This is a genomic window from Brevundimonas sp. (genome assembly GCF_047617075.1).
GTDB lineage: Bacteria > Pseudomonadota > Alphaproteobacteria > Caulobacterales > Caulobacteraceae > Brevundimonas.
In genome coordinates, this window is the sequence record NZ_JBLGCI010000008.1 from 43,500 (window position 1) to 67,143 (window position 23,644).

Below are 23,644 nucleotides of genomic sequence, written 5' to 3' on the forward strand. Positions count from 1 at the left end.
CCCTAGAACCTCGCGCTGACGCCGACGAAGGCCGAGCGGCCCTCGCCCGGCATGAACACGGCGGTGGAGGCCGTGCGGGCGTCGGTGACGGCGCTGATCTCGCTGATGTAGCGTTCATCGGTGAGGTTGCGCGCGTCAAGGAAGACGGTGACGCCGTTCGCGAAATCGAAGCCCGCGTTCAGGCCCCAGACGGCGAAGGACGGCGCCTTGAGGGTATTGGCGTAGTCGACCCAGACGTCGTCGATGCGCCACTCCACCGTGGGGGTCAGGAACAGGCCCGACGGATGCCGCCACGCCAGCTCGGCCCGGTACTGGTGCTCGGGCGCGACGGGCAGGCGATTACCCTCCCACAGCAGGTCGCGGTCGAAGTAGAAGTCATTGTAATTGTACGTCTGGCGCAGGACCGGGACGCCGCCCGCCAGGTCCACGGGCAGGGTCCATTCCAGACCCGCCTCAAGGCCCTGATGGATGGTGCGGTCGGCGTTGAAGGTGGCGGCCGGGATGCCGGGACCCACAGTGTAGTTCAGAATCTCGCCGTCGATCTGGCTGCGATAGACGGTGACGTCCCAGCTTAGGGCGCCGCGACGACCGCGCGTGCCCAGTTCGGCGGTCCAGGCGTCTTGGATGTCCACCGGGGTGAAGCCGGTCAGGGGCGCCTGAACGAGCGCGCCGTAGGTCGGCGGTTCCACCGAGCGGGTGATGTTGGCGTAGACTTGGGCGCCGTCGTCGCTTTCCCAGAGCAGGCCGAGCCGGGGCGAGAACCATTCATAGGTGACGGCGTCGTCATTGGCGGGGTTCAACTGGTCGCGGTAGTCGCGGGTGGCGCGGCCGAAGGAGCCGCCGCCCACCACGGCCAGGTTGCCGGTGACGAACAGGCGGCCCTCAGCGAAGACGTCGAGGCCCGAGGCATCCTGCACGCCGTCCGCCGCGATGGCGCCGGGCTGGCCGGCGGTGTTGATGTAGCGCTGCACATCCACCTGACCGTCGCGGTAGCTGAGGCCGTAGAACAGGTCGGTGCGCATGCCGCCCAGCTGGCCGGTCCAGTCGAAGCGGCCGAACAGGCCGGTGGTGTGGCTGTCGGACTGGAGCACCTGAAAGATCGGGTGCCACAAGTCCTTTTGCCAGCCCCAGACCGCGCCCTCGAAGACGGTGGAGTCGTTCAGTCGCCAACGGGTCTGGAGCGTCAGGCGCTTCACGTCCAGATCGCGGGCCTGATCCAGGGCGACGGCGCCGGGGTTGGCCATTTCGGGCGTGTTGAGCGCCTGATCCAGCGTCAGGGCGCCGGGGATGTCCTGACGGATGTCGGCGGCCTGATAGATCAGGCGCACCTCGCGATCCTCGCCGAAGGAGCGGCCGGCGTTCAGGGTGACGCGGGCCTGCTGCTGTTCGCTGTGGTCGCGATAGCCGTCCGACTGCATGCCGGAGACGGCGACGAACAGGTCCAAGTCGCCCCATTCACGGGCAACGGCGCCGTAAGCGCGGACGCTGTCGTAGGAGCCGCCCTCAATCCGAATCTGGTTGTCGAAATCGGCGGTGATCCCGGTGGGGGTGACCAGATTGACCGCCCCGCCCAGCTGGGCGCCGCCGAAGCGCAGGGTGTTGGCGCCCTTGTAAACCTCGATGTAGCGGGCGCTCATGGCGTCGATGGCCTGAAAGTCCGAGAAGCCGTCGGCGTCGGCGAACGGCACGCCGTCCTGTGCGAACAGCACGCCGCGCTGGTGAAATCCCTGGGCGATGCCGGAGCCGCGAATGGAGAGGCGGGCTTCCTCGCCGTAGCGCTTTTGCGCCAGCACGCCGGGGACGTTTCTCAGGGTGTCGTAAAAGCCTTGCGCGAAGCGGTCCTCATAGGTCTCGGCCGCGACCACGGACACAGCGCCGGGGGTGCGGGACAGACGGGCCCGGGCCTCGGCCACCACAGGCGGATCGTCGGGATTGCGCTGGGCCGTGACGATGACGGAGTCCACGGTGGTGGGCTGGTCGTCGGAGGCGAGGGCGGGGCAGGCGAGAGCGCCCGCCAGTGGCAGGGCCATGAGCAGCGCGCGGGGCGCCGCGAAGGTCGTGAAGGTCATGAAGTCTGGAATCCTGAACGGAAGGCGTCAGGGCGCGCGCTGATGCGATCAGGTGCGCGCCGGCGGTGAGGCGTTCTTCAGGCCAGAGGTGGAGCGGTGGAGTGCGGTCGTGGGGACGCGCGGGCCGGGGGCGGCGCGGCCTGGGCGGCGGCGGTCCAGGCGACGGTGGTCGCGGGGCGGATGACCGGAAGCGGCTGGGGCGGAGACGGCGGGGGCAGGGCGGGCGTTTGGGCCGCGATGCAGAAGGCGCAGGCGGCGTCGGCCAGGCCGCTGGTCTGGTCCCCGTCGCCGCCGACGCGGATGGTGCGCGGGCCCTCGGCCGAGCACATGACGATAGGACGTCCGTCGCGGGAGCCCGCCAGGGCGGCCGACGGCAGCAGGGCCCCGAGCACCACAGCGAAGACCGCGGCCAGGAAGGCCAGCGATCGCCACAGCGTCCAGGTGTCCGCGCGAGTCGTCATGGGAGCGGGATAGCGCAGCCGTATGGCGAAGCCCAGCGACAGGGCGTCGCGGCGCCGATCAGGCGGCGGCCAGTTCCCGCTGCTTGGCGCGCTTGGCCTCGATACGGGCCCAGATGCGGTCGTGAACGGTGAAGAAGACCGTCTGCACGATCGGTTCGATGAAGCCGATGGCCAGGGCCAGCCGCCAATTGAAACCGGTCAGCACATAGGCCACCGCCACAGCTACGGCGAAGTGCATGAGGCTGTAGGTGAAGGTCTTCATGGCGATCTGCCGCAACGAGGTCGGCAGAGCGTGGCTGTGGCCCTGATGGTCGCCGCCGTGACCGTGAGCGCGGCTTTGTTCGCGCGCGTTCATGAGGTCCAGACGGGCGGTGACGGCCTCGGCGGTCTCTTCCACACCCGAGCGCATCTTGCGCCGCTCGATACGGTGCCAGACGCGGTCATGGACTGAATAGGCGATGGTCTGGAAGAAGGGCTCGATCAGGCCCACGGCCAGGGCGATGCGCCAGTCGCGGGTGATGGCGTAGGCCACGATGATGGCCACGATCAGGTGCATGACGCCGTAGGTGGCGACCTTGAGCGCAAGCGCTTTCACGGATCGGACGATGGCGCGGACCATTTTCAACAAATGGCCCCGAGGCGACGGAGTTGCAACGACAATTCCTTTTATCGCCGTCACAGGCCGCGCCGGGCTTCCGTTTCGCGCCGCAGCAAGCTATACGCGCCCCGCAAAACGGAGACTCCCCATGGAGATACGCGAAGGGCTTACCTTCGATGATGTTTTGCTCGAACCCGGCCCGTCCGAGTTCATGCCGGCCGAGGTCGATGTGTCGACCCGGCTGACCCGAGACATCAAGCTGAACATACCCCTGCTGTCGTCCGCCATGGACACGGTGACCGAGATGCGGCTGGCCATCGCCATGGCCCAGGCCGGCGGTCTGGGGGTGCTGCACCGGAACATGACCATCGAGGAGCAGGCCGATCAGGTCCGCGCCGTGAAGCGCTATGAAAGCGGCATGGTGGTGAACCCGGTGACGGTGACGCCCGACACCACGCTGGGCGAGGTGCGCGAGATCGTGGCCCGCAAGAAGATCAGCGGCTTCCCCGTGGTCGATCCGAAGACCGGCAAGCTGGTGGGCATGCTGACCAACCGCGACATGCGGTTCGAGAACGATCCAAACGTCAAGGCAGCGAGCCTGATGACCACCGGCGAGCTGGTCACCGTGCGTGAAGGCGCCGGGCGTCAGGAAGCGCAGGACCTGCTGCGCACCCGCAAGATCGAGCGGGTCATCGTGGTGGACGAGGATTACCGGGCCGTCGGCCTGATCACCATGAAGGACATCGAGAAGGCCCAGGCCTTCCCCCACGCGGCCAAGGACGATCAGGGCCGCCTGCTGGTGGGCGCGGCCTCGACGGTGGGCGACGCGGGCTATGAGCGGGCCATGGCGCTGGCGGAAGCGGGCGCCGACGTGGTAGTGATCGACACCGCCCACGGGCACTCGGCCTCGGTGGCGGCGGTGGTGGAGCGCATCAAGCGCGAGTCCAACCGCATCCAGATCATCGCGGGCAATGTGGCCACCTATGACGCCACGCGGGCCCTGATCGACGCGGGCGCCGACGCGGTGAAGGTGGGCATCGGGCCGGGCAGCATCTGCACCACCCGCATCGTGGCGGGGGTGGGCGTGCCCCAGCTGACCGCCGTGATGGAGTCCGCCCGGGCGGCGCGGGAGTCCGGCGCGCCGGTCATCGCCGACGGCGGCATCAAATACTCGGGCGATCTGGCCAAGGCCATCGCAGCGGGCGCCAGCGTGGCTATGATGGGCTCCATGTTCGCCGGCACAGACGAGAGCCCCGGCGAGGTGTTCCTGTATCAGGGCCGGTCCTACAAATCCTATCGCGGCATGGGCTCGGTGGGCGCCATGGCGCGGGGCTCGGCCGATCGGTATTTCCAGAAGGAAGTGTCGTCCGAGAAGCTGGTGCCCGAGGGCATCGAGGGCCAGACCCCTTACAAGGGGCCGATCTCGCCGGTGCTGCACCAGATGGTGGGTGGGCTGCGCGCGGCCATGGGCTATGTGGGCGGGGCCTCGATCCCCGAGTTCCAGTCCCGGGCGAAGTTTGTGCGGATCACCAATGCCGGGCTGCGTGAAAGCCATGTGCACGACGTGATGATTACGCGTGAGGCGCCGAACTATCGGCAGGGATGATGCGGTTGGACCCTCTCTCATCCGTCACCCTCGGGCTTGTCCCGAGGGCCCAAGGTTCAGCCGCGCGGGCCATGATACTTGCGGCGCGGGCGGCGGCGGCGGATGAATGGGTCCTCGGGACAAGCCCGAGGATGACGGGGGATGTGGAATGACCATTGAACTGACCTATCTGGCGGCGACCCTGATCCTGGCGCTGGTGCAGATCATGCTTCCGGCGGCGGGGCGGACGGCGAAGTACGGGCTGAAGTGGAACGCCGGGCCGCGCGACGCCGACGTGCCGCCGCCGGGCCGGGTGACCGGACGGCTCGAGCGGGCGCAGGCGAACCTCTACGAGACCCTGCCGCTTTTCATCGGAGCGGTGCTGATCGCCTATCTGGCCGGGCGCACCGGGGCGATAACGGCCTGGGGCGCGGCGCTCTATTTCTGGGCGCGGCTGATCTACATCCCGCTGTACGCCTTCGGCGTGCCCTTCGTGCGGTCGCTGGTCTGGCTGGTCTCGCTGGCCGGTCTGATCATGATCCTCGCCGCCCTGTTCATCTGAAAGACCTGAGTGACCCCAGCCGCCCGCCTGTCCGCCGCCGCCTCGATCCTCGACTCCCTCGCCCAGGGCCGTCAGCCGGCCGAGGTCGTGCTGAAGGAATGGGGCCGCGCGAACCGCTATGCGGGGTCCGGGGATCGGCGCGCCATCGCCGACCGGGTGTACCGGGTGATCCGCGCGCGGGCGCGGCTGGTCTGGGCCATGGGTGGACGCGAGGACGGGCGGGCGCTGGTGATCGGGTCGCTGGCCCTGATCGACGGCATGCCGCTGGACCAGATCGAGGCCCTGCACTCGGGCGAGGGCTACGGGCCCAAGCCCCTGTCGAAGCAGGAGCGGGCGCGGATCACGGCGCCGGAGGGCCAGCCGCCGGGCTGGATCGCCTCGGGCCTGCCGGAATTCGTGGTGTACGATTTCAAGGCCACTTTCGGCGACCGCTGGGCGGAGGAAGCCGAGGCGCTGATGAGCCCGCGCGCGCCCATCGACCTGCGGGTGAACGGGGGGAAGACGAGCGTGGAGGCGGCGGAGGCCGAGCTGCGCGAGGCGGGGCTGTCGCCGGAGCGCACGCCGTGGTCGGGGTGGGGCCTGCGGCTGGCGGCCGAGCCGCCGCCGAACGTGCAGGCGCTGGATGGCTTCAAGGCCGGGCGATTCGAGATTCAGGACGAGGGCAGCCAGCTGGTCTGCTGGCTGTCTGGCGGCGGGCTGGACCTGTCGGGCATGACGGTCGTGGACTATTGCGCCGGCGGGGGCGGCAAGACCCTGGGGCTGGCGCAGCAGGGGGTCGGCACGCTGATCGCCGCCGACATCAGCATGAAGCGTCTGGACGCCATCCGGCCGCGGCTGGAGCGGGCTGGGGTCAGCGCTGACCTGCGGCTGCTGGGCGGCGACGGCGAGGGGGTCGAGGATCTGGTCGGGGCCGCCGATCTGGTGCTGGTGGACGCGCCGTGCTCGGGCTCGGGCACCTGGCGGCGGCGGCCCGAGGATGCGTGGCGTCTGAAGGCGGACGAGGTCGAGCGGCTGCACAAGTTGCAGCTGGCGATCCTCGGACGGGCTGCGGCGCTGGTGAAGCCGGGCGGGCGGCTGGTCTATGTGACCTGTTCGATGCTGACCGGTGAGAACGAAAAGACGGCGGACGCCTTCGAGGCGGCGCACGGGGAGTTCCGACCCGTGGCTGTGGCCGAGGCGCTGTCGAACCCGGCGTTCACGGATGCGGCGCGCGAGCGTCTTGCCGGGTTGGCCAGAGGCCATCGGCTGCGGCTCAGCCCGGCCACCAGCGGCACCGACGGCTTCTTCGCCGCGCTTTACGAGCGCGCCGGATGAGCGGGCGGGTCGCGCGCTGGGGCGGGCTGGCGGTGCTGCCGGTGATGGCGGCGCCGGCGGAGTACGGCGTGCACCTGCAGGCGCGTATCCAGCCGTTGATGACCGGCGTCGGCCCGGTGGAGGCGGCGGTGGCCCTGACCGCCGCGCTGGGGCGGATGGCGGCGGACGGGGCCTTGCCGGACCTGATCGTTTCGCTGGGCTCGTGCGGCTCGCGGACGCTGGAGCATGCGGCGGTCTATCAGGCGTCGTCGGTCAGTTATCGCGACATGGACGCCAGCCCGCTGGGGTTTGCGAAGGGCGTGACGCCGCTGTCGAACCTGCCCGCCGTCCTGCCCCTGCCGTGCCCGATCCCCGGGGCGCCGTGCGCCGAGCTCTCCACCGGCGGCGACGTGATTTCCGGCGCGGCCTATGACGCCATCGAGGCGGACATGGTGGACATGGAGACATGGGCCCTGTTGCGTGCGGCGCAGACCTTCGGCGTGCCCCTGGTCGCCCTTCGCGGCGTGTCCGACGGGCGGGCCGAGTTGAAGGCGCTGGAGGACTGGACCTCGACCCTGCATCACGTGGATGAAAATCTGGCCGCCGCGCTGGACGCGCTGATCGCGCGGCTGGAGGCCGACGGTCTCGCCGCCCTTGAAATTTCGGCTGGCTCCAGCCTAGACCCCGCCCATTCCCTCGCCCCGGATTCGACCGCATGACCACCCAACACCAGAAAGTCCTCATCGTCGATTTCGGCAGCCAGGTGACGCAGCTGATCGCGCGGCGGCTGCGCGAAGCGGGGGTTTATTGCGAGATCCATCCGTTCCAGAAGGCGGGCGAGGCGCTGGCCGCCATGCAGCCCCAGGCGATCATCCTGTCCGGCGGCCCGGCCTCCACCACCGAGGCGGACAGCCCGCGGGTGGACAAGGCGGTGTTCGACTATGGCGCGCCGATCCTGGGCATCTGCTACGGCGAGCAGCTGATCTGTCATGAGCTGGGCGGCAAGGTGGAGAGCGGCCACCATCGCGAGTTCGGACGGGCCGAGATCGTCATCCAGAAGGACAGCCCCCTGTTCGCCGGGATCGGCGCGGTGGACCACCGCGAGCCGGTGTGGATGAGCCACGGGGACCGGGTCACCGCCATCCCGCCGGGCTTCGAGGTCATCGCCACGTCCGAGGGCGCGCCCTTCGCCGCCATCGCCGACGAGACGCGGAAAATCTATGGCGTGCAGTTCCACCCGGAGGTGATGCACACCCCGCGCGGGGCGGCCCTGCTGAAGAACTTCACCCACGGGGTGGCGGGTCTGACCGGCGACTGGACCATGGCCGCCTATCGCGACGAGCAGATCGACAAGATTAGGGCGCAGGTGGGCGACGCCAAGGTCATCTGCGGCCTGTCGGGCGGGGTGGATTCGTCGGTGGCGGCGGTGCTGATCCACGAGGCCATCGGCGACCAGCTGACCTGCGTGTTCGTGGACACCGGCCTGCTGCGCAAGGACGAGGCGACCCAGGTCACGACCCTGTTCCGGGAGCACTACAACATTCCGCTGATCCATGTTGATGCGTCAGAGGAATTCCTGGGCCAGCTGGCCGGGGTTTCCGACCCCGAGACCAAGCGCAAGACCATCGGCCGGGTCTTCATCGAGGTGTTCGACCGGGAGGCCGGCAAGATCGAGGGCGCGCAATTCCTGGCCCAGGGAACGCTGTACCCCGACGTGATCGAGAGCGTTTCGGCCTCGGGCGGACCCAGCGCCGTGATCAAGAGCCACCACAATGTGGGCGGCCTGCCGGACTTCATGAAGCTGAAGCTGGTGGAGCCCCTGCGCGAACTGTTCAAGGACGAGGTGCGGGCGCTGGGCCGTGAGCTGGGCCTGACCGACGCCTTCGTGGGCCGCCACCCGTTCCCCGGACCGGGGCTGGCCATCCGCATCCCCGGCGAGATCACGCCGGACGCGGTGAAGACCCTGCAGGACGCCGACGCCATCTATCTGGACGAAATCCGCAAGGCGGGCCTGTACGATGAGATCTGGCAGGCCTTCGCCGTGCTGTTGCCGGTCAAGACCGTCGGCGTGATGGGCGATGCGCGCACCTACGAGAAGGTGCTGGCCCTGCGCGCAGTGACCTCCACCGACGGCATGACGGCGGACTTCTACCAGTTCCCCTGGGACGTTCTGGCCAAGACGGCCACCCGCATCATCAACGAGGTGCGCGGCGTGAACCGGGTGGTCTATGACGTGACGTCGAAGCCGCCGGGCACGATCGAGTGGGAGTGAGGGGCGAGGTCCGCTGGATGGGCCTTGTCTGAGGAGATCAAGGGCGTCGAGTTCCGTGGCCTGGACTCACCCGATCAGGCCGAGCGCGCCGGCGCTGCGGTAAAGCATGTAGAGGGCGACGACGAAGATCAGCCCGGCGAAAACGGTGTTCAGCACGCCCTTCCGTCCTGACAGGGCTTTGGCCAGGCGGGCCCCGATGAGGCCGCCGAGAACGCCGCCGCCGATGAAGACGGCCGCCAGGGGCCAGTCCACCCAGCCGTCCAGCGCATAGTTGAACGCCGTGGTCAGGCCGAAGGCGGTGACGCCGACGAGGGACGAGCCGACGGCGTAGTAGATCGGCATGCGGGTCGAAAACATCAGGCTGGGCACGATCAGGAACCCGCCGCCGATGCCGAAGAAACCCGACATGACGCCGGTCAAGGCGCCGGTTCCGACCAGCTTCGGCGCATTGCCTCGCGTCAGGACCACGTCGGGGTCTCCGGAGGCCGACCGGCCTCGCAGCATCAGCACCCCGACCACCAGCATCAGCACCGCGAACAGGGCCAGCAGTTTCTGGCCGTCCACCGCCTTGCCCAGGGTGGAGCCCAGGAACGCGCCGAAGACTCCCGCCACGGCGAACAGGCCGGCGATCTTCCATTTCACCGTGCCGTGGCGGGCGTGGTTCAACAGGTTGGCGAAGGCGTTGGCGGCGACGGCGAAGGCGCTGGTGCCGATCGCCAGATGGGGATCCTTGACGCCCACCAGATAGACGATCAGCGGCACGGCCAGGATGGACCCCCCGCCGCCGACCAGCCCGAGCGAGAAGCCGACAAGGGAGCCGGCGCCGGCGCCCAGCACATACTGAAGCAGGGACAGGTCCACGATCGGCTCAGGCGCTGACCGGCTGCGGTCGGCTGGCGGTATCGGCGTGTTGGGGCGCCGCCATCCATTCCCGCCCCTTCAGCATGGCTGACCAGTAGATCTCCGGCAGCGCCTCGGACTTGAGCAGCCAGGCCAGGCGTGTCGGCCTGGTCCCGTCCAGCAGCCATTTGGGGAAGCTGGGCAGCAGCTTTCCGCCGTAGCCGAACTCGGCCAGCACGATCTTGCCGCGCTCGACCGTGAGCGGACACGAGCCGTAGCCGTCATAAACCGCACGCATCGGCTGGCCATCCAGCAGTGAAAGCACGTTCTCGGCCACGACGGGCGCCTGTTTGCGGGCGGCCGCAGCGGTCTTGGCGTTGGGCGCCGAGCAGGCGTCGCCGAGGCCGAAGACGTTCTCGAACCGCTTGTGGCGCAAGGTGGCGTCGTCCACCTCGATCCAGCCGCTCTCGGCGGCCAGCGGGCTTTCGCGGATGAAGTCCGGCGCGGTCTGCGGCGGGCAGACGTGCAGGAAGTCGAACTCGCGCCGCGTCTGGCGAACCTCGCCGTCCGCGCCCGTCACGGCGAAGGTCGCGACCTGCGCCGGGCCGTCCACGGCGACGAGCTTCGACCCGAAATTCAGGTCGATGTCATATTTTCGGACATACTCCATCAGCGCCGGGACATAGTCCTTGACCCCGAACAGCACCGGGCCGGCGTTGTGGAACTCGATCTCGATGTCGTTGCGGCCGTGATCGCGCCAGTGGTCGGCCGACAGGTACATGGCCTTCTGCGGCGCGCCGGCGCATTTGATGGGCATGGGGGGCTGAGTGAAGATCGCCCGGCCGCTACGCATCGCCTGGACCAGCTTCCAGGTGTAGGGCGCGGTCTCGTATCCGTAGTTGGAGGTGACGTTGTTGCGCCCCAGGGTTTCCGCCAGGCCGGGGATGGCCCCCCAGTCCAGCTTCAGCCCCGGCGCCGCCACCAGCATCCGATAGCCGATCCAGCGGCCGTCGGTCAGTTCAACGCGGTCCTGCGCGGGGTCGAAAGCCGCGACAGCACCCCGCACCCACTGGGCGCCCCGGGGGATCAGGTCCTCGGTGCGGCGCTGGGTCCGCTCGGGCGTGAAGACGCCGGCGCCGACCATGGTCCAGCCGGGTTGATAATAGTGGTGCTCGGACGGCTCGACGATGCGAACGTCGAGGCCCGGACGACGTCGCAGGAGGCTGGCGGCTGTGGCGATCCCGGCGGATCCGCCGCCGACGATCAGGACGTCGCAGGAGCCCAGGGGGGCGTATTGGGCGCTCATGACGCGGCTCCTTGAAGACGGGGACGCAGGGCGCCGAGGTCGTAGCCGGCGCTTCTGGCGCGGGCGATCAGATGATCGGGGCTTTCGGTGGCGGCGTTCGCCAGCGCCCAGAGTGTGGCCGTGCGCGTGCCGGTGCGGCAGAAACCGAACACGGGCTTTGGCAGGTCGGCCAGAGCCCTGTTGAAGTCCGCCAGGTCCTGATCAGAGATGGCGCCGCCGACCACGGGCACATGAGCGAAGGCGAGGCCGGCGGCCTCGGCGGCCTGGCGCAGGGTCTCGGCGCTGGGCTGGCCGGGCTCCTCGCCGTCGGGTCGGTTGGAGATCACCGACCTGAAGCCCTGGGCCGCGATGGCGGGCATATCCTCAGGGGCGATCTGGGGCGAGGCGGAAAGGGCCTCGTCCAGCGGACGGATATCCATGGCGTTGTCTCCCTATGGGCTTCTTCTGGTTCAGGCTTTTCGGTCGAGGGTCAGGCGGAACAGGGCCATGCCGGCAACGAGGGCGCCGACGAACACGAAGGCTTGCCATTCGCCGGTGGTCAGGGCCGCCAGCGCCGGGCCGGGGCACAGGCCGACCAGACCCCAGCCCAGGCCGAACAGGGCGGCGCCGCCGACCAGAGGCATGTCGATGGTTCGGCTCTCGGGCACATGAAAGGTCTCGGTCGCGACCGGCGCATCCATGCGCCGGCGGATCAGGTAAGCGACGGCGGACGGGATCAGCGCCCCGCCCATGACGAAGGCCAGGGAGGGGTCCCAGGCCCCTGTCACATCCAGGAAGGCCAGGACGCGGGCCGGGTTGATCATGTCGGACACCACCATCCCGGCGCCGAACAGCAGGCCGCACAGGACGGCGACGATCAGCCGGTTCATGCCAGGCCTCCCAACAGATGGCGGGTGACGAAGACGGTCAGGGCCGCGACCGCCATGAAGACGCCGGTGGCGACGATGGAGCGGGGCGACAGGCGCGCCAGGCCGCAGACGCCGTGGCCGCTCGTGCAGCCCGAGCCCCAGCGCGTGCCGAAGCCGACGATCAGGCCCCCGAGCACCAGAAGCCAGACCTCCGAGGTTATCTGCACCTCGGGCCTGCGGATCAGCGCCGAGGCCAGCGCCGCACCGCCCAGCAGACCGGCGAGAAAGCCCAGGCCGAGGGTGCGCGGCGCGCCCTTCGACAAGCCGGTCGCGGCGGCGGTCAGGCCGGAGATCCCGGCCACGCGCCCGTTTAGCAACAGATAGAGACCGGCGGACAGGCCGACCAGCAGGCCGCCGGCCAGCGGCCAGACGAAGGGAAGGGTTTCAAGGGGCGGGGGCTCAAACATGGGATCCTTGCCTTACAGCGTGTTCAGCGGGACCTTGAGGTAACGCACCCCATTGTCCTCGGGCTCGGGCGGGCGACCGCCGTTCATGTTCACCTGCACCGACGGCAGGATCAGCTTGGGCATGGGCAGGGTGGCGTCGCGCTGGGTGCGCATGGCCACGAACTCGTCCTCGCTGACGCCGTCGCGGATGTGGATGTTGCCGGTGCGCTGGGCCCCGATGGTGGTTTCCCAGGCGAACTCGGTACGGCCCGGAGGCGCCTTGTAGTCGTGGCACAGGAACACCCGCGCCTCGTCCGGCAGGGAGGTCAGGCGATGGATCGACCGATACAGGGTTCGGGCGTCGCCGCCGGGAAAGTCGCAGCGCGCCGTGCCGTAATCAGGCATGAACATGGTGTCGCCCGGAAAGACGGCGTCTCCGATGACGTAGGCCAGACAGGCCGGGGTGTGGCCCGGCACGTGCAGCACCGTGGCCTTCAGCCCGCCGATCTCGAACCGGTCGCCGTCGTTGAACAGCTGGTCGAACTGGCTGCCGTCGCGGCGGAACTCGGTTCCCTCGTTGAAGATCTTGCCGAAGACCTCCTGCACCGTGAGGATTTCGTGACCGATGGCCAGCTGGCCCCCGAGCTGTTCCTGAAGGTACGGCGCTGCCGACAGGTGATCGGCGTGGGCGTGGGTCTCGAGCAGCCACTGGACCGTGAGACCTTCGGATTTCACGTAATCAATGAGGGCGTCAGCCGAGGCGTGCGAGGTGCGGCCGGACGCCGGATCATAGTCCAGCACACTGTCGATGATGGCGCAGATTTCAGAGCCGGGATCCCGCACGACGTGACTGACGGTGAAGGTGGCTTCGTCGAAGAACGATTTGACCACAGGGCGTTGGCGGGGGTCGGCCAGCGCGGCGCGCACGATGTCGGCGGCGTGGTCGCGGGCGGGATCCAGGGTGTTCGAGGACATGGGGTGTCTCCCTTTGGGTGAGTCCATAGATATACTTATTCATAGTTTGTGCAAGTATGTATTTTAATGTGGCGAAAACGGAGGGAAGCGCCTAGCTTGCGACCATGGAAACCACCGACACCGCGCCGACCCTCTACCCCGCCGTGATGCGCCCCCTGCGCATCAACGACCCGGCCCCGGACTTCACCGCGCGCACAACCCAGGGCGAAAGGCGCCTCAGCGACTATCGCGGTCGTTGGCTGGTGCTGTTCTCGCACCCGGCGGACTTCACGCCGGTCTGCACCAGCGAGTTCGTGGCTCTGGCCCGCCAGGCCGACGCCTTCGCGGCGATCGACTGTGATCTGATGGCCCTGTCGGTGGACAGTCTGTATTCCCACCTGGCGTGGCTGAAGGACATCTATCGCCGCTTCGGCGTGAAGGTGTCGTTCCCGATCATCGAGGATCCCTCCATGGCCATCGGCCACGCCTTCGGCATGGTCGACGCCGGCTCGAGCGACAGCGCCACGGTGCGCGCCACCTTCGTCATCGACCCCGAAGGCGTCGTGCGCGCCATCAGCTGGTACCCGATGAACATCGGCCGCTCGGTCGAGGAGCTGCTGCGTCTCGTCACCGCCCTGCAGACCTCTGACCGTGAGGCGGCCTCCACGCCGGCGGGCTGGGCGCCCGGGGACGCCCTGCTGGAGCCTGCCGCCACCACCCTGGACGACGCCATCGCCGAGGGCGACGGCGATGCGCCCTGGTACTATCGCGAGCGTCGCAAATGACCGACGACCAGGCCGCCGCCATGGAGCGGTTGAAGACAAAGGCGCCCGAGGCCGCCGAGCTGCTGCGCCAGCTGGCCAACGCAAACCGGCTGCTGATTTTGTGCCACATCGCCGAAGAGGAGCGTTCGGTCGGTCAGCTCGAGGCGGACCTGGGCATCAAGCAGCCGGCTCTGTCCCAGCAACTGGCTGAACTGCGCCAGTACGGCCTGGTCAAGACCCGCCGTCAGTCGCGCTCGATCTTCTATTCGATCGCCGACGAGCGGGCACAGGCGGTCATGGGCATGCTCTACGAAATCTTCTGCGGCGATGCGAAGGCGGTCGGTGCGCGCGCAGCTTCGCAACCACGGTCTCCGGCCCCTGCGCGTGGCGACACAGCGCAGTTCGCGCGCGTAACGCCTAGCGCCGGCGGCCTCGGGCGCTAGGCGGCCGCAGCGCCGAGCCATGAGGCGGAAGGGCTAGTGCTCTCCGGCCCGCCAGCCCCAACGCGCGAAGATGGCGGCCCCCTCGTCGGACTGCAGAAAGTCGAGGAACGGCTGGGCGTCGGCGTCCTGTCGGCCGGTCTCGGTCACCACGGCGCCGGCGTCGCGGTAGATGCGATAGGGCGCTCGCTAGGGGTTCGGCGGCCATATGCTTCGGGTGAAGGCAAGCGCGCCACGGGACATGCCCTTGAATTTCGGGGCGCCCGCCAGAGGCGCGACCAGAAATGCGGTACCCGGCGGCAGCTGGCGCTTGATGCGGTGATAGAGGCGCGATCGGCTCAGGGCGCTGACCACCAGATAGAGGCCGTCTGTCAGATCACAGACCTGTTGCGCCGGGAAGGTGATGTCGGCTTCGTGGTCGATGTGCACGAGGTAGGCCTGACGGTCCTCGGCGAGATCGTCGTCGGCGATCATTCGTCGATGACGCTGATATCGCCGTTACGCTCCAGCGAGGCGGAACGGACGCGCTCGAGATCGTTGTGGCCGGCCGCCCTCAGGGCCATGCGCAGGTCACCCTGACCGATGCCCGCGCGGCGCATGGCCGGCTCGTCCATTTTTCCGTCGCGCACCAGCGGGATCGACGCGCCCTTGGTGATGGTGCTGAGCCAGGACCATCGCGCCGCCGCCATGGCCAGCAGACCGTGCAGAACGACAAGAAGGATGGTGGCGATCACGGTGGGCAGGAACGGCGCGCTGCCGGTCAGGGCGCGGCTGAGGTTCGAGCCGACGATGACGGCCAGGATGATGTCCAGGGGGCTCCACTTGCCGAAGGCCCGGGTGGCGGCGAAGCGGACGATCAGCACGCCCAGAACGAAAATCAGCACCGCCCGCAGCGACATCTGCAACCAGCCGATGTCCTGCCCCTCGGTCCCGATGAAGGCGTGAAGCGTCTCCATCAGGATGCCCGCGTCACGGCGAGAGAGCCGTCAGTCTCGAGGAAGACCGCGTCCGCATCCTCGACGCCGCGGCCGCCAGACTGGCGGATAGCGGCCTCGATCTCGTCGCTGGTGATGCGCTGGCGTCGCATGGTCCGGGGCAGCAGCTCGCCCTTGCGGACCAGAAGGGTGGCCTCTGCCTTGACGGCGCGATTGAACCAGGGCCAGCGCACCGAGGCGCTGGTGACCAGGAACTGCATGCCCACCAGCAGCGCCAGGGCGACGATTCCGTCCACCAGCGAGAGCGTGCTGCTGGTGATGACCGAGGCGAGAGTCGAGCCGATGGCGATGGTGACGACGAAGTCGAACGCGTTCAGTTTCGCCAGGGTGCGCTTGCCGGACATCCGCAGAATCAGGACCAGCGCGACATAGGCGGCCGGCGCGATCAGCAGAATGCGCAGCACGCCCTCCCAGCCGTTGAAAATTGCGTCGGGCATTGCTCCTCCTGGGATGCGAACGATCACGGCGCAGGTTGGGTTTCCAAAGTTCTGGTGAAGACCGCAATGCAACATTCACACGCGCGAGAGTGAATGTTGACAGTGAAGCGGAACCGTGTCCCACTCCCTTTCCGAGAGCGCCGACAATCACGAGCGGCGCCGAGGGAGGAAAACAGATGAGGGCGATACTTCTCGCGTCGGCTTGCGCCGTCGCAGTCGCGGGGGCGTGGACGCCGGTGCTGGCCCAGACCGCGCCGAACCAGAATGAAGAGCAGGAGCAGGAGGTCACATCCGTCGGGGAGGTGATCGTAACCGCTACCCGTCGCTCCGAGCGTATTCAGGACGTGCCCCTGAGCATCACGACCCTGTCGCAGGAGGAGCTGACCGAAAAGGGCATCGTCGGCTACGAAGGCCTGGCCACCGAGACGCCGGGCGTGGTGCTCAACCGGGCCAGCGCCAATTTCAACAATTTCACCGCACGGGGCATCGCCACAAACGGTTACAACGCCAACCTTCAGAGCACGGTGGCGATCTACATCGATGAGCTGCCGATCTCGTCGAACGGCAACTCCACCATCCTGGATCCCAGCCTGTATGACGTGGAGCGGATCGAGTTCCTGCGCGGGCCGCAGGGGACGCTGTTCGGCTCCGGCTCGCTGGCCGGCGCCCTGCGCATCCTGACCCATGCGCCTGACCCCAACGCTTTCGAGGCGTCGTTTCTTGGCGACATCGGCGTAACGGGGGATGACTCCCTGCGTCAGCGTTACAACGGCATGGTCAATGTGCCGCTGGTCGAGGACAAGCTGGCCCTGCGCGTCGTCGGCTTCCTGCGCGACGAGGAAGGCTACATCGACAATATCGGCACGGGGATCGAGAACTCGAACGCCCTGGAAAGCTGGGGCGGCCGCGCCACCCTGCTGTGGGAGCCGACCGACCGTCTGGCGGTGCAACTGCGTTACTCTCACGAGGAAAGCGATCCGCAGGACTCCTCGCTGGTCAATCCGACGCTGGGCGAGGACACGCGCCGGTCGGACCGTCCGGACCGGTTCTCGGGCGAGATGACCAACTACAATCTGACGGTCGATTATCAGTTCGACGGCGCGAACCTGACCAGCTCGTCGACGTGGTCGGAGTATGACGCCCTGTTCTACGTGGACCTGGCCGGAACCTTCGCCCAGGCCATCGCCTTCGCCCTGGACGCCGACGCCTCGGACGAAACCTTCGTGCAGGAAATGCGGTTGGTTTCAGACCCCGGAGGGCGGTTCGACTGGGTGCTGGGCGGCTTCTATTTTGAACGCCGCCGGGATGTGGCGTTCAACTACCGTTCCAGCCCGGAATTCCTGGCGGCGCGCGGGATCACCGGCCTGCCGGACGAGTACTATCAACGGTTCAACAGCTACTCCATTTCGCACGAGCAGGCGCTGTTCGGTCAGCTGACCTACCGCTTCAACGATGATCTGTGGGTCACCGGCGGGCTGCGTTACGGCAGCACGGATATCCAGGGTTTCACCGAGGCCGGCGGCTACAACAGCAACTATCTGACGAATGCTCTGTTCGGTATTCCCGGTCCTTTGACGATCACCCCGATCGCCGCCGCCGAAGGCGTCAAGGCGGAAGAAACAGGTCCGTCCTATCGCGCCAGCGTGTCCTGGCGGCCGACGCCGTCGCTGACGACCTACGCCACGGTGGCGACCGGCTTCCGCGGTCCGATCGTCAACGCTCAGGGTGGCTCTGTCAGCGTGCTGGATCCGACCGATCTGGTTATTCCTCTGGGCGCCGATTCCGACGAACTGATCAGCTATGAGGTCGGTCTGAAGGGCACATGGATGGACGGTCGCCTGGCCGCCAATCTGGCGCTCTATTACATCGACTGGAACGACATCCAGGTGCAGGCCAACCGCACCTCCGACCAGATTCAGTTCGCCACCAACATCGGCGGCGCCTACAGCCGGGGCATTGAGTTCGAGGTCCGGGCCATTCCGGCCGACGGCTGGACGGTGGCCCTGAACGGCGCGCTCAACGAGGCCGAGGTGGATGATCTGTCGGCGGAAGAGGCCGCCATCTCCGGCGCTGTTCTGGGCGCTCGTCTGGCTGGGCCGCAGTTCAGCGGCTCCATGACGGTCAACTACAACTTCGACATCTTCCAGACCGCCGAGGCCAACGCGTCCATGTCGGTGATCCATGTGGGCGATTTCCCGGGCTCGTTCCCGAACACCCCGGGCCAGCCCGGCGTGATCAGCCCAACCTATGACTGGACCGAGGAGTACACGGTGGTGAACGGCGCCTTCGCTGTCGCCTTCGATCAGGTCACGGTCGCGGCCTATGTGGAGAACCTGTTCGACGATCGGTCCATCAACTACGTCCACCCGGAAGCCTTCGTTGACGGCAAGTACGGCGTGAACCGGCCCCGTACGGTGGGCGTCCGTCTGGGGTACACGTTCTGATGGCTGACGCGTCCTCTTCCTCCCTCGCCCCGGGCGCGCCAGCCGCGCGCCCGGGGCTGCGGGCCTGGGTCGTGCTGGCGATCCTGTGTTTCGTCTATGTGCTCAACTTCCTGGACCGGCAATTGCTGGGGATCCTGGCCAAGCCGATCCAGGACGATCTGGGCGTCACCGACGGTCAGCTGGGGCTGCTGACCGGTTTCTATTTCGCCCTGTTCTACTGCTTCCTTGCGATCCCGGTGGGCTGGCTGGCGGACCGGACAAACCGGACCAAGGTTCTAGCTATCGCCTGTGGTTTGTGGAGCGCGGCGACGGCCGCCTGCGGCATGGCGACCAGTTATCCGCAGCTGGCGTTGGCGCGCATGGCCGTCGGCGTCGGCGAGGCCGGCGGGGTGCCGCCGTCCTATGCGATCATCTCCGACTATTTCCCGCCGGGCTCGCGCGGCACGGCGCTCAGCCTGTTCAACATGGGCCCGCCCATCGGCATGGCCCTGGGCGTCGCCTTCGGCGCCTCCATCGCCTCGACCTATTCCTGGCGCTTCGCCTTCATCTGGGTCGGCGTCATCGGCGTGCTCACCGCCGTGATCATCTGGTTCTTCGTGCGCGAGCCGAAGAAGGGTGGTCTGGACATTGCTCCCGCCGAGCCGGCGGTCCCTCAGGCTGAACCGGCCGCGGCGCAGGCCAGCCCGGGTTTCTGGGCCACCTGCAAGATGTTCTTCACCGATCCGGTGCTGCTGCGCTGCGCCCTGGCCTGCGCCGCGACCCAGTTCATCACCTACGCCCTGCTCGGGTTCGCGGTGCTGTTCCTGATGCGCGAAAAGGGCATGACGCTGGAGGACGTGGCCGTCTGGTACGCCCTTGTGGTGCTGTTCGGCGCCAGTGCGGGCATGCTGGTCTCGGGCCGTCTCGTCGATCTGTTCGCCCGGCGCTGGAAGTCGGCCTACGGCTATGTTCCGGCCATCGGTCTGGCCCTGGCGGCGCCGCTGTTCATTGGCTTCATCTGGGCCCCGAGCTGGCAGCTGGCGCTGATCTTCCTGCTGCTGCCGATGGGGCTGAACTACTTCTACCTGTCTCCGGCGGTGACCCTCGTCCAGGAGGAGGTGCGCCCCGATCAGCGCGTTCTGGCCGGCGCCCTGCTGCTGCTGGTGATGAACATGGTGGGCTTGGGCTTCGGCCCCACCTATCTCGGCTTCGCCAGCGACTTCTTCGCCCGCACCAATCCGGAGAATTCGCTGCAACTGGCGTTCTACACCCTGACGCCGTTCTACCTTCTGGCCATCGGCCTGTTCCTGTGGCTGGCCCGGGCGCTGAGGCAGCAATCCCAATCCAAGGAGGTCGCGGCATGATCCGGTCCACCCTGAGCATGATGGCAGGGCTGGCGGCCCTGTTGACGGCGGCGCCCGCGTCGGCCAGTGACGCGCCGGTGGTCGAGGCGCCCGCCGGGTCCGTGAGGGGGGAGGCGCTGGACGGCGTCGCCGCCTTCCGGGGCATTCCCTATGCCGAGGCGCCGACGGGCCGGATGCGTTGGCGCGCGCCGGTAGCGGCGGCGGGCTGGGACGGCGTGCGTGACGCCACCGCGTTCGGCCCCGCCTGTCACCAGCCGCCGTCGCGGCCGGGCAGCATCTATGCGCCCGCCGAGACCCCGGCGATGAGCGAAGACTGCCTGTCGCTGAACGTCTGGACGCCGCAGAACGCGGAAAATGCGCCGGTGTTCGTGTGGATCCACGGCGGCTCACTGACCGGAGGTTCGGGCAGCGAGACCATGTACGACGGCGCGCGCATGGCCGCCGAGGGCGTCGTGGTGGTGACCATCAACTATCGTCTGGGCGTGCTGGGCTATCTGGCGCATCCGGACCTGAGTGAAGAGTCGCCGGACGGGGTGTCGGGCAACTACGGCCTGCTGGACCAGATCGAGGCCCTGCGCTGGGTCAATCGCAACATCGCCGCCTTCGGGGGCGACCCGGACAATGTCACCATCGCGGGCGAGTCCGCCGGCGCCCTGTCGGTCATGTATCTGATGGCCGCGCCGTCCGCGCACGGGCTGTTCCACAAGGCGGTGGCCCAGAGCGCCTACATGATCTCCACGCCCGCACTCAGCGAGACGGTGCACGGGACGCCGTCGGCGGAGGACGCGGGCGTCGCCCTTAGCCGCCAGCTTGAGGTGAGGGGGCTCGCCCGGCTGCGGGCCATGGACCCGCAAGCCCTGACCATCGGCGCGGCCATGTCCGGCTTCCTGCCGCTGGGCAATGTGGACGGCCATGTGCTGCCTGCCCAGCCGGTGGAGGCCTTCGAGCGGGGCGAGGCGGCGTCCGTGCCGATCCTGGCCGGGTTCAACGAGGGCGAGATACGCTCGCTGCGGTTCCTGTTGCCCCCCGAACCCGCGAGCGCGGAGGCCTATGAGGCAGCCATCCGGGTGGCCTATGGCGACCTGGCGGACGACATGCTGGCGCGTTACCCGTCCGGGAATCTGGACGAGGCCATGCTGGCGACCACTCGGGACGCCATGTACGGCTGGACCGCCGAGCGGCTGGTGCGCAACCAGACGGCGCAGGGCCAGCCGTCGTTCCTGTACTTCTTCAATCACAGCTATCCGGCCGCCGACGAGGCCGGGCTGCACGCCTTCCACGCCAGCGAGATTCCTTATGTCTTCGGCGGCGGAGACCGGACGCCGCCCCATTGGCCGGAGATTCCGGAAACGGACGTGGAATCCGCGCTGTCTGACGCCATGCTGGGTTATTGGGTCAGCTTCGCGCGCGACGGGGTTCCTGCCGCCGAAGGTCAGCCGCAGTGGCGGGCTTACGGCGAGGAGAGGGCCTATATGGCCTTCGACCAGACGCCGGCGCCCGGCGAGCACCTGATGCCGGGCATGTTCGAGCTGGTGGAGGAGGTTGTCTGCCGCCGCCGCGCCCAGGGCGATCTGCCCTGGCACTGGAACGTGGGCGTCGCGTCGCCGCCGCTTCCTCCAGCAGCGGATTGCCGATGAACGACGGGGAGATGCAGTCCTTCCCGTTGACCCTCGACCGGTTCCTGGATCATGCCGCCAAATGGCATCCGGGCGTCGAGGTGGTCACGGCGCGTGGCGACGGTTCAAGCGAGCGTATCGGCTATGCGGCCCTGAGGGCGCGCAGCCGAAGACTCTCCAGCGTGCTCGGAGGGCTGGGCGTGAAGCCGGGCGATCGCGTGGCGACACTCGCCTGGAACACCCAGGCCCATGTGGAAGCTTGGTACGCGGTCATGGGCATGGGGGCGGTGTGTCATACGCTGAACCCCCGCCTGACCGAGGCGCAACTGGCCGACATGGCGACCCAGTCCCAGGCCCGCATCCTGATCGCGGGAGCGGACCTGGCGCCGCTGGCCCGGCGCATCGCCGCGCGGGCGCCGCTGGTGGAGCGTGTGCTGGTGATCGACGCCGGGGCGGCGGACGACCAGACCGACTTTCTGGAGCCGATGATCGAAACGGCCGAGGGTGAGGTAGTCTGGGGGGCGTTCGAGGAGACCGCGCCCAGCGGCCTGTGCTTCACCTCGGGCACCACGGGGGCGCCCAAGGGGGTGACCTATACGCACCGGTCCAGCTTCCTGCATACGCTGCGGGTGCTGCAGGCGGACGTGATGGCGTTCACGGCCGACGACGGCATCCTGATGGCGGTGCCCATGTTCCACGCCAACGCCTGGGGCCTGCCGTTCGCGGCGCCCGCGGTGGGTGCGCGGCTGATCCTGCCCGGCCGCTATCTGGATGGCGCGAGCCTGGCCGCCCTGATCAACGCCGAGAAGGCGACCGTCGGGGTGGGCGTGGCCACGGTCTGGCTGGCGCTGCTGGAGCATCTGGAGGCGACGGGGGCTCAGACCCCCTCGCTGAAGCGGATCGTGGTCGGCGGGGCGCCGCTGGCGCCGGCGTTGATGGAGCGCATCGAGCGGGGGCTGGGCGTGGTCGTCCAGACCAGCTGGGGCATGACCGAGATGTCGCCGTCGGGCACGGTGGCGCGGCCGGCCGATCCGGATCGCGCGGCCCACAAGTCCGGCCGCACCGCCATCGGCGTCGACCTGCTGCTGACCGACGCCGACGGGAAGGCCCTTCCGGAACAGCGGGGCGTGGAAGGTCATCTGAAGGTGCGCGGCGCCGCGGTGATCCAGCGCTATTTCGGGGAGGAGGATAGCGCCACCGATCCGGACGGCTGGTTCGCCACGGGCGACCTGGCGCGGATCAGCCCCGACGGCGATCTGATCATCACCGGCCGGGCCAAGGATCTGATCAAGTCCGGCGGCGAATGGATCAATCCGGCCGAGATCGAGGCCGTGGTCAGCGAGCACCCCGAGGTGTCCCTGGCCGCCGTGATCGCACGCCCCGACCCCAAATGGGGCGAACGGCCCATTCTTCTGGTCCAGACCCGGGAATCGGACACCATAAGCGACGAAGCCCTGCTTGCCCCGTTGCGTGACAGGGTCGCCCCGTGGTGGATTCCCGACGCGGTCATCCGACTGGACCAGATGCCGCTGGCCCCCACGGGCAAGATCGACAAGATGCGTTTGCGAGCAGACTATGGTGGCTGAGCCGAAAACGAAGACCAAACCTGCGGCGGTCGCGGAGGCCAAGCCCCGTGAGGTGGTCGCGCGCCCGGCGCACAAGCCGCGCAAGCGCCCGGTCAAGGAGCAGCAGCGCGCCGACAAGATGGAGCAGATCCTCGACGCGGCCGAGTATCTGTTCTCGGTGCACGGTCTGTACGGGGTGACGCTGAAGGACGTGGCCCAGAAGGTCGGCGTCCACCACACCCTGCTGAACTACTATTTCACCGACAAGAAGACCCTGTTCGACGCCGTCATCGGACGGCGCGCGGGGGTGACCAGCGGCCTGCGCATGAAGGCGCTGGAAGAATACGATGCGGCGACCGGCGGCAAGCCGACCGTTGAGGGCGCCCTGCGGGCGTTTCTGGATACGGATCTGGATTTGTACAGCCAGGGTGGCGAGAGCTGGAAGAACTACGGCGCCCTGGGGGCGCTGGTGTCCAACACCACCTATGGGGCCGAACTGATGGACCTGCATTTCGATCCGGTGGTTTTGCGCCTGATCGACCTTCTCAAGAAGGCACTGCCGGACTGCGCCGAGGAAGACATCTTCTGGGGCTATCACTTCGTCACCGGCGCTCTGATGCTGACGCTGGCCCGCACAGGCCGGATCGACCGGCTGTCCGGCGGGCGTTGCAACTCGGACGACTTCGAGGCGGTGAAGGACCGCATGGCCAGCTTCATGGCCGCAGGGTTCATGTCGATATGCAAGCCCGGCAAGGGTGCGGCCGGCTAAGATCCCGCCGATAAATCAAAATGATGACAGGAGATAT

Annotated in this window: 25 protein-coding genes; 12 read left to right on the forward strand and 13 right to left on the reverse strand. The window is 68.1% G+C overall.

The genetic code is table 11. The annotated features are described in order from the left end of the window. Window positions 1-2 precede the first annotated feature (2 nt). The 3 genes from ACI8U3_RS10040 to ACI8U3_RS10050 all read right to left on the reverse strand — a co-directional run bounded on the left by ACI8U3_RS10040 (window position 3) and on the right by ACI8U3_RS10050 (window position 3,149). Window positions 3-2,069, reverse strand: coding sequence for a TonB-dependent receptor family protein (locus tag ACI8U3_RS10040; protein ID WP_415014731.1), 2,067 nt, complete (start codon window positions 2,067-2,069; stop codon window positions 3-5). A 77-nt stretch (window positions 2,070-2,146) separates the two neighbouring features. Next, window positions 2,147-2,530, reverse strand: a complete 384-nt coding sequence (locus ACI8U3_RS10045) for a DUF2946 family protein (RefSeq protein ID WP_415014732.1) — start codon at window positions 2,528-2,530, stop codon at window positions 2,147-2,149. A gap of 58 nt (window positions 2,531-2,588) precedes the next feature. After that, the gene (locus ACI8U3_RS10050) at window positions 2,589-3,149 is read right to left on the reverse strand and encodes a DUF2061 domain-containing protein (RefSeq protein ID WP_415014837.1); all 561 of its coding nucleotides are present in this window, start codon (window positions 3,147-3,149) and stop codon (window positions 2,589-2,591) included. Between the two features lie 127 nt (window positions 3,150-3,276). On the opposite strand from ACI8U3_RS10050, the gene guaB reads away from it, so the two are divergent. The 5 genes from guaB (at window position 3,277) to guaA (ending at window position 8,840) form a co-directional block, all read left to right on the forward strand. Further along, window positions 3,277-4,734, forward strand: coding sequence for an IMP dehydrogenase (guaB, locus tag ACI8U3_RS10055; protein ID WP_415014733.1), 1,458 nt, complete (start codon window positions 3,277-3,279; stop codon window positions 4,732-4,734). A gap of 148 nt (window positions 4,735-4,882) precedes the next feature. Next, window positions 4,883-5,275 carry an MAPEG family protein gene (locus tag ACI8U3_RS10060; protein ID WP_415014734.1) on the forward strand — a complete coding sequence of 131 codons (393 nt, stop codon included), beginning with the start codon at window positions 4,883-4,885 and terminating at the stop codon, window positions 5,273-5,275. 9 nt (window positions 5,276-5,284) lie between these two features. Next, entirely contained in the window at window positions 5,285-6,589 is a 1,305-nt protein-coding gene (locus tag ACI8U3_RS10065) for an RsmB/NOP family class I SAM-dependent RNA methyltransferase (RefSeq protein ID WP_415014735.1), read from the forward strand. Further along, complete coding sequence (locus ACI8U3_RS10070; protein ID WP_415014736.1) at window positions 6,586-7,287, forward strand: 5'-methylthioadenosine/S-adenosylhomocysteine nucleosidase; 702 nt, start codon at window positions 6,586-6,588, stop codon at window positions 7,285-7,287. The genes ACI8U3_RS10065 and ACI8U3_RS10070 overlap by 4 nt, the downstream gene beginning before the upstream one ends. Then, window positions 7,284-8,840 (forward strand): glutamine-hydrolyzing GMP synthase, encoded by a 1,557-nt coding sequence (gene guaA / locus ACI8U3_RS10075; protein ID WP_415014737.1) that lies wholly within the window; start codon window positions 7,284-7,286, stop codon window positions 8,838-8,840. The genes ACI8U3_RS10070 and guaA overlap by 4 nt, the downstream gene beginning before the upstream one ends. Before the next feature lie 66 nt (window positions 8,841-8,906). Here the strand turns inward: guaA and ACI8U3_RS10080 are convergent, their stop codons facing one another. Genes ACI8U3_RS10080 through ACI8U3_RS10105 form a run of 6 tightly spaced genes read right to left on the reverse strand, consistent with a single transcriptional unit; the run spans window position 8,907 to window position 13,255 of the window. Then, complete coding sequence (locus tag ACI8U3_RS10080; protein ID WP_415014738.1) at window positions 8,907-9,701, reverse strand: sulfite exporter TauE/SafE family protein; 795 nt, start codon at window positions 9,699-9,701, stop codon at window positions 8,907-8,909. A gap of 7 nt (window positions 9,702-9,708) precedes the next feature. Then, entirely contained in the window at window positions 9,709-10,986 is a 1,278-nt protein-coding gene (locus ACI8U3_RS10085; RefSeq protein WP_415014739.1) for an FAD/NAD(P)-binding oxidoreductase, read from the reverse strand. Continuing rightward, window positions 10,983-11,405, reverse strand: a complete 423-nt coding sequence (locus tag ACI8U3_RS10090) for a TIGR01244 family sulfur transferase (protein ID WP_415014740.1) — start codon at window positions 11,403-11,405, stop codon at window positions 10,983-10,985. The genes ACI8U3_RS10085 and ACI8U3_RS10090 overlap by 4 nt, the downstream gene beginning before the upstream one ends. 30 nt (window positions 11,406-11,435) lie before the next feature. Further along, a complete protein-coding gene (locus ACI8U3_RS10095; protein WP_415014741.1) occupies window positions 11,436-11,855 on the reverse strand; it encodes a DUF6691 family protein in 420 nt (139 codons plus the stop codon). Continuing rightward, window positions 11,852-12,301, reverse strand: coding sequence for a YeeE/YedE family protein (locus ACI8U3_RS10100; protein ID WP_415014742.1), 450 nt, complete (start codon window positions 12,299-12,301; stop codon window positions 11,852-11,854). Before ACI8U3_RS10100 ends, ACI8U3_RS10095 begins: the two co-directional genes overlap by 4 nt. Before the next feature lie 12 nt (window positions 12,302-12,313). Further along, window positions 12,314-13,255 carry an MBL fold metallo-hydrolase gene (locus ACI8U3_RS10105; RefSeq protein WP_415014743.1) on the reverse strand — a complete coding sequence of 314 codons (942 nt, stop codon included), beginning with the start codon at window positions 13,253-13,255 and terminating at the stop codon, window positions 12,314-12,316. 104 nt (window positions 13,256-13,359) lie between these two features. Between ACI8U3_RS10105 and ACI8U3_RS10110 the strand changes: the two genes are divergently transcribed. Together ACI8U3_RS10110 and ACI8U3_RS10115 are read left to right on the forward strand one after the other, a co-directional pair. Next, a complete protein-coding gene (locus ACI8U3_RS10110; protein WP_415014744.1) occupies window positions 13,360-14,019 on the forward strand; it encodes a peroxiredoxin in 660 nt (219 codons plus the stop codon). After that, window positions 14,016-14,441: a metalloregulator ArsR/SmtB family transcription factor gene (locus ACI8U3_RS10115; RefSeq protein ID WP_415014745.1), complete on the forward strand. Its 426-nt coding sequence runs from the start codon at window positions 14,016-14,018 to the stop codon at window positions 14,439-14,441. Before ACI8U3_RS10110 ends, ACI8U3_RS10115 begins: the two co-directional genes overlap by 4 nt. 33 nt (window positions 14,442-14,474) lie before the next feature. Here ACI8U3_RS10115 and ACI8U3_RS10120 read toward each other — a convergent pair whose 3' ends face one another. Genes ACI8U3_RS10120 through ACI8U3_RS10135 form a run of 4 tightly spaced genes read right to left on the reverse strand, consistent with a single transcriptional unit; the run spans window position 14,475 to window position 15,870 of the window. Next, window positions 14,475-14,612 carry a substrate-binding domain-containing protein gene (locus ACI8U3_RS10120; protein ID WP_415014838.1) on the reverse strand — a complete coding sequence of 46 codons (138 nt, stop codon included), beginning with the start codon at window positions 14,610-14,612 and terminating at the stop codon, window positions 14,475-14,477. A gap of 15 nt (window positions 14,613-14,627) precedes the next feature. Then, window positions 14,628-14,912: a hypothetical protein gene (locus tag ACI8U3_RS10125; protein WP_415014746.1), complete on the reverse strand. Its 285-nt coding sequence runs from the start codon at window positions 14,910-14,912 to the stop codon at window positions 14,628-14,630. After that, window positions 14,909-15,394 carry a DUF421 domain-containing protein gene (locus ACI8U3_RS10130; RefSeq protein ID WP_415014747.1) on the reverse strand — a complete coding sequence of 162 codons (486 nt, stop codon included), beginning with the start codon at window positions 15,392-15,394 and terminating at the stop codon, window positions 14,909-14,911. The genes ACI8U3_RS10125 and ACI8U3_RS10130 overlap by 4 nt, the downstream gene beginning before the upstream one ends. Further along, window positions 15,394-15,870, reverse strand: coding sequence for a DUF421 domain-containing protein (locus ACI8U3_RS10135; protein WP_415014748.1), 477 nt, complete (start codon window positions 15,868-15,870; stop codon window positions 15,394-15,396). The genes ACI8U3_RS10130 and ACI8U3_RS10135 overlap by 1 nt, the downstream gene beginning before the upstream one ends. A 176-nt stretch (window positions 15,871-16,046) precedes the next feature. Here ACI8U3_RS10135 and ACI8U3_RS10140 point away from each other — a divergent pair, with 176 nt between their 5' ends. The 5 genes from ACI8U3_RS10140 (at window position 16,047) to ACI8U3_RS10160 (ending at window position 23,607) form a co-directional block, all read left to right on the forward strand. Beyond that, the gene (locus ACI8U3_RS10140; RefSeq protein ID WP_415014749.1) at window positions 16,047-18,314 is read left to right on the forward strand and encodes a TonB-dependent receptor; all 2,268 of its coding nucleotides are present in this window, start codon (window positions 16,047-16,049) and stop codon (window positions 18,312-18,314) included. Next, entirely contained in the window at window positions 18,314-19,657 is a 1,344-nt protein-coding gene (locus ACI8U3_RS10145) for a spinster family MFS transporter (protein ID WP_415014750.1), read from the forward strand. The genes ACI8U3_RS10140 and ACI8U3_RS10145 overlap by 1 nt, the downstream gene beginning before the upstream one ends. Next, window positions 19,654-21,294, forward strand: a complete 1,641-nt coding sequence (locus tag ACI8U3_RS10150) for a carboxylesterase/lipase family protein (protein ID WP_415014751.1) — start codon at window positions 19,654-19,656, stop codon at window positions 21,292-21,294. Before ACI8U3_RS10145 ends, ACI8U3_RS10150 begins: the two co-directional genes overlap by 4 nt. Beyond that, window positions 21,291-22,859: an AMP-binding protein gene (locus ACI8U3_RS10155; protein WP_415014752.1), complete on the forward strand. Its 1,569-nt coding sequence runs from the start codon at window positions 21,291-21,293 to the stop codon at window positions 22,857-22,859. The genes ACI8U3_RS10150 and ACI8U3_RS10155 overlap by 4 nt, the downstream gene beginning before the upstream one ends. A 118-nt stretch (window positions 22,860-22,977) precedes the next feature. Next, window positions 22,978-23,607, forward strand: a complete 630-nt coding sequence (locus ACI8U3_RS10160) for a TetR/AcrR family transcriptional regulator (protein ID WP_415014839.1) — start codon at window positions 22,978-22,980, stop codon at window positions 23,605-23,607. Window positions 23,608-23,644: the final 37 nt, after the last annotated feature.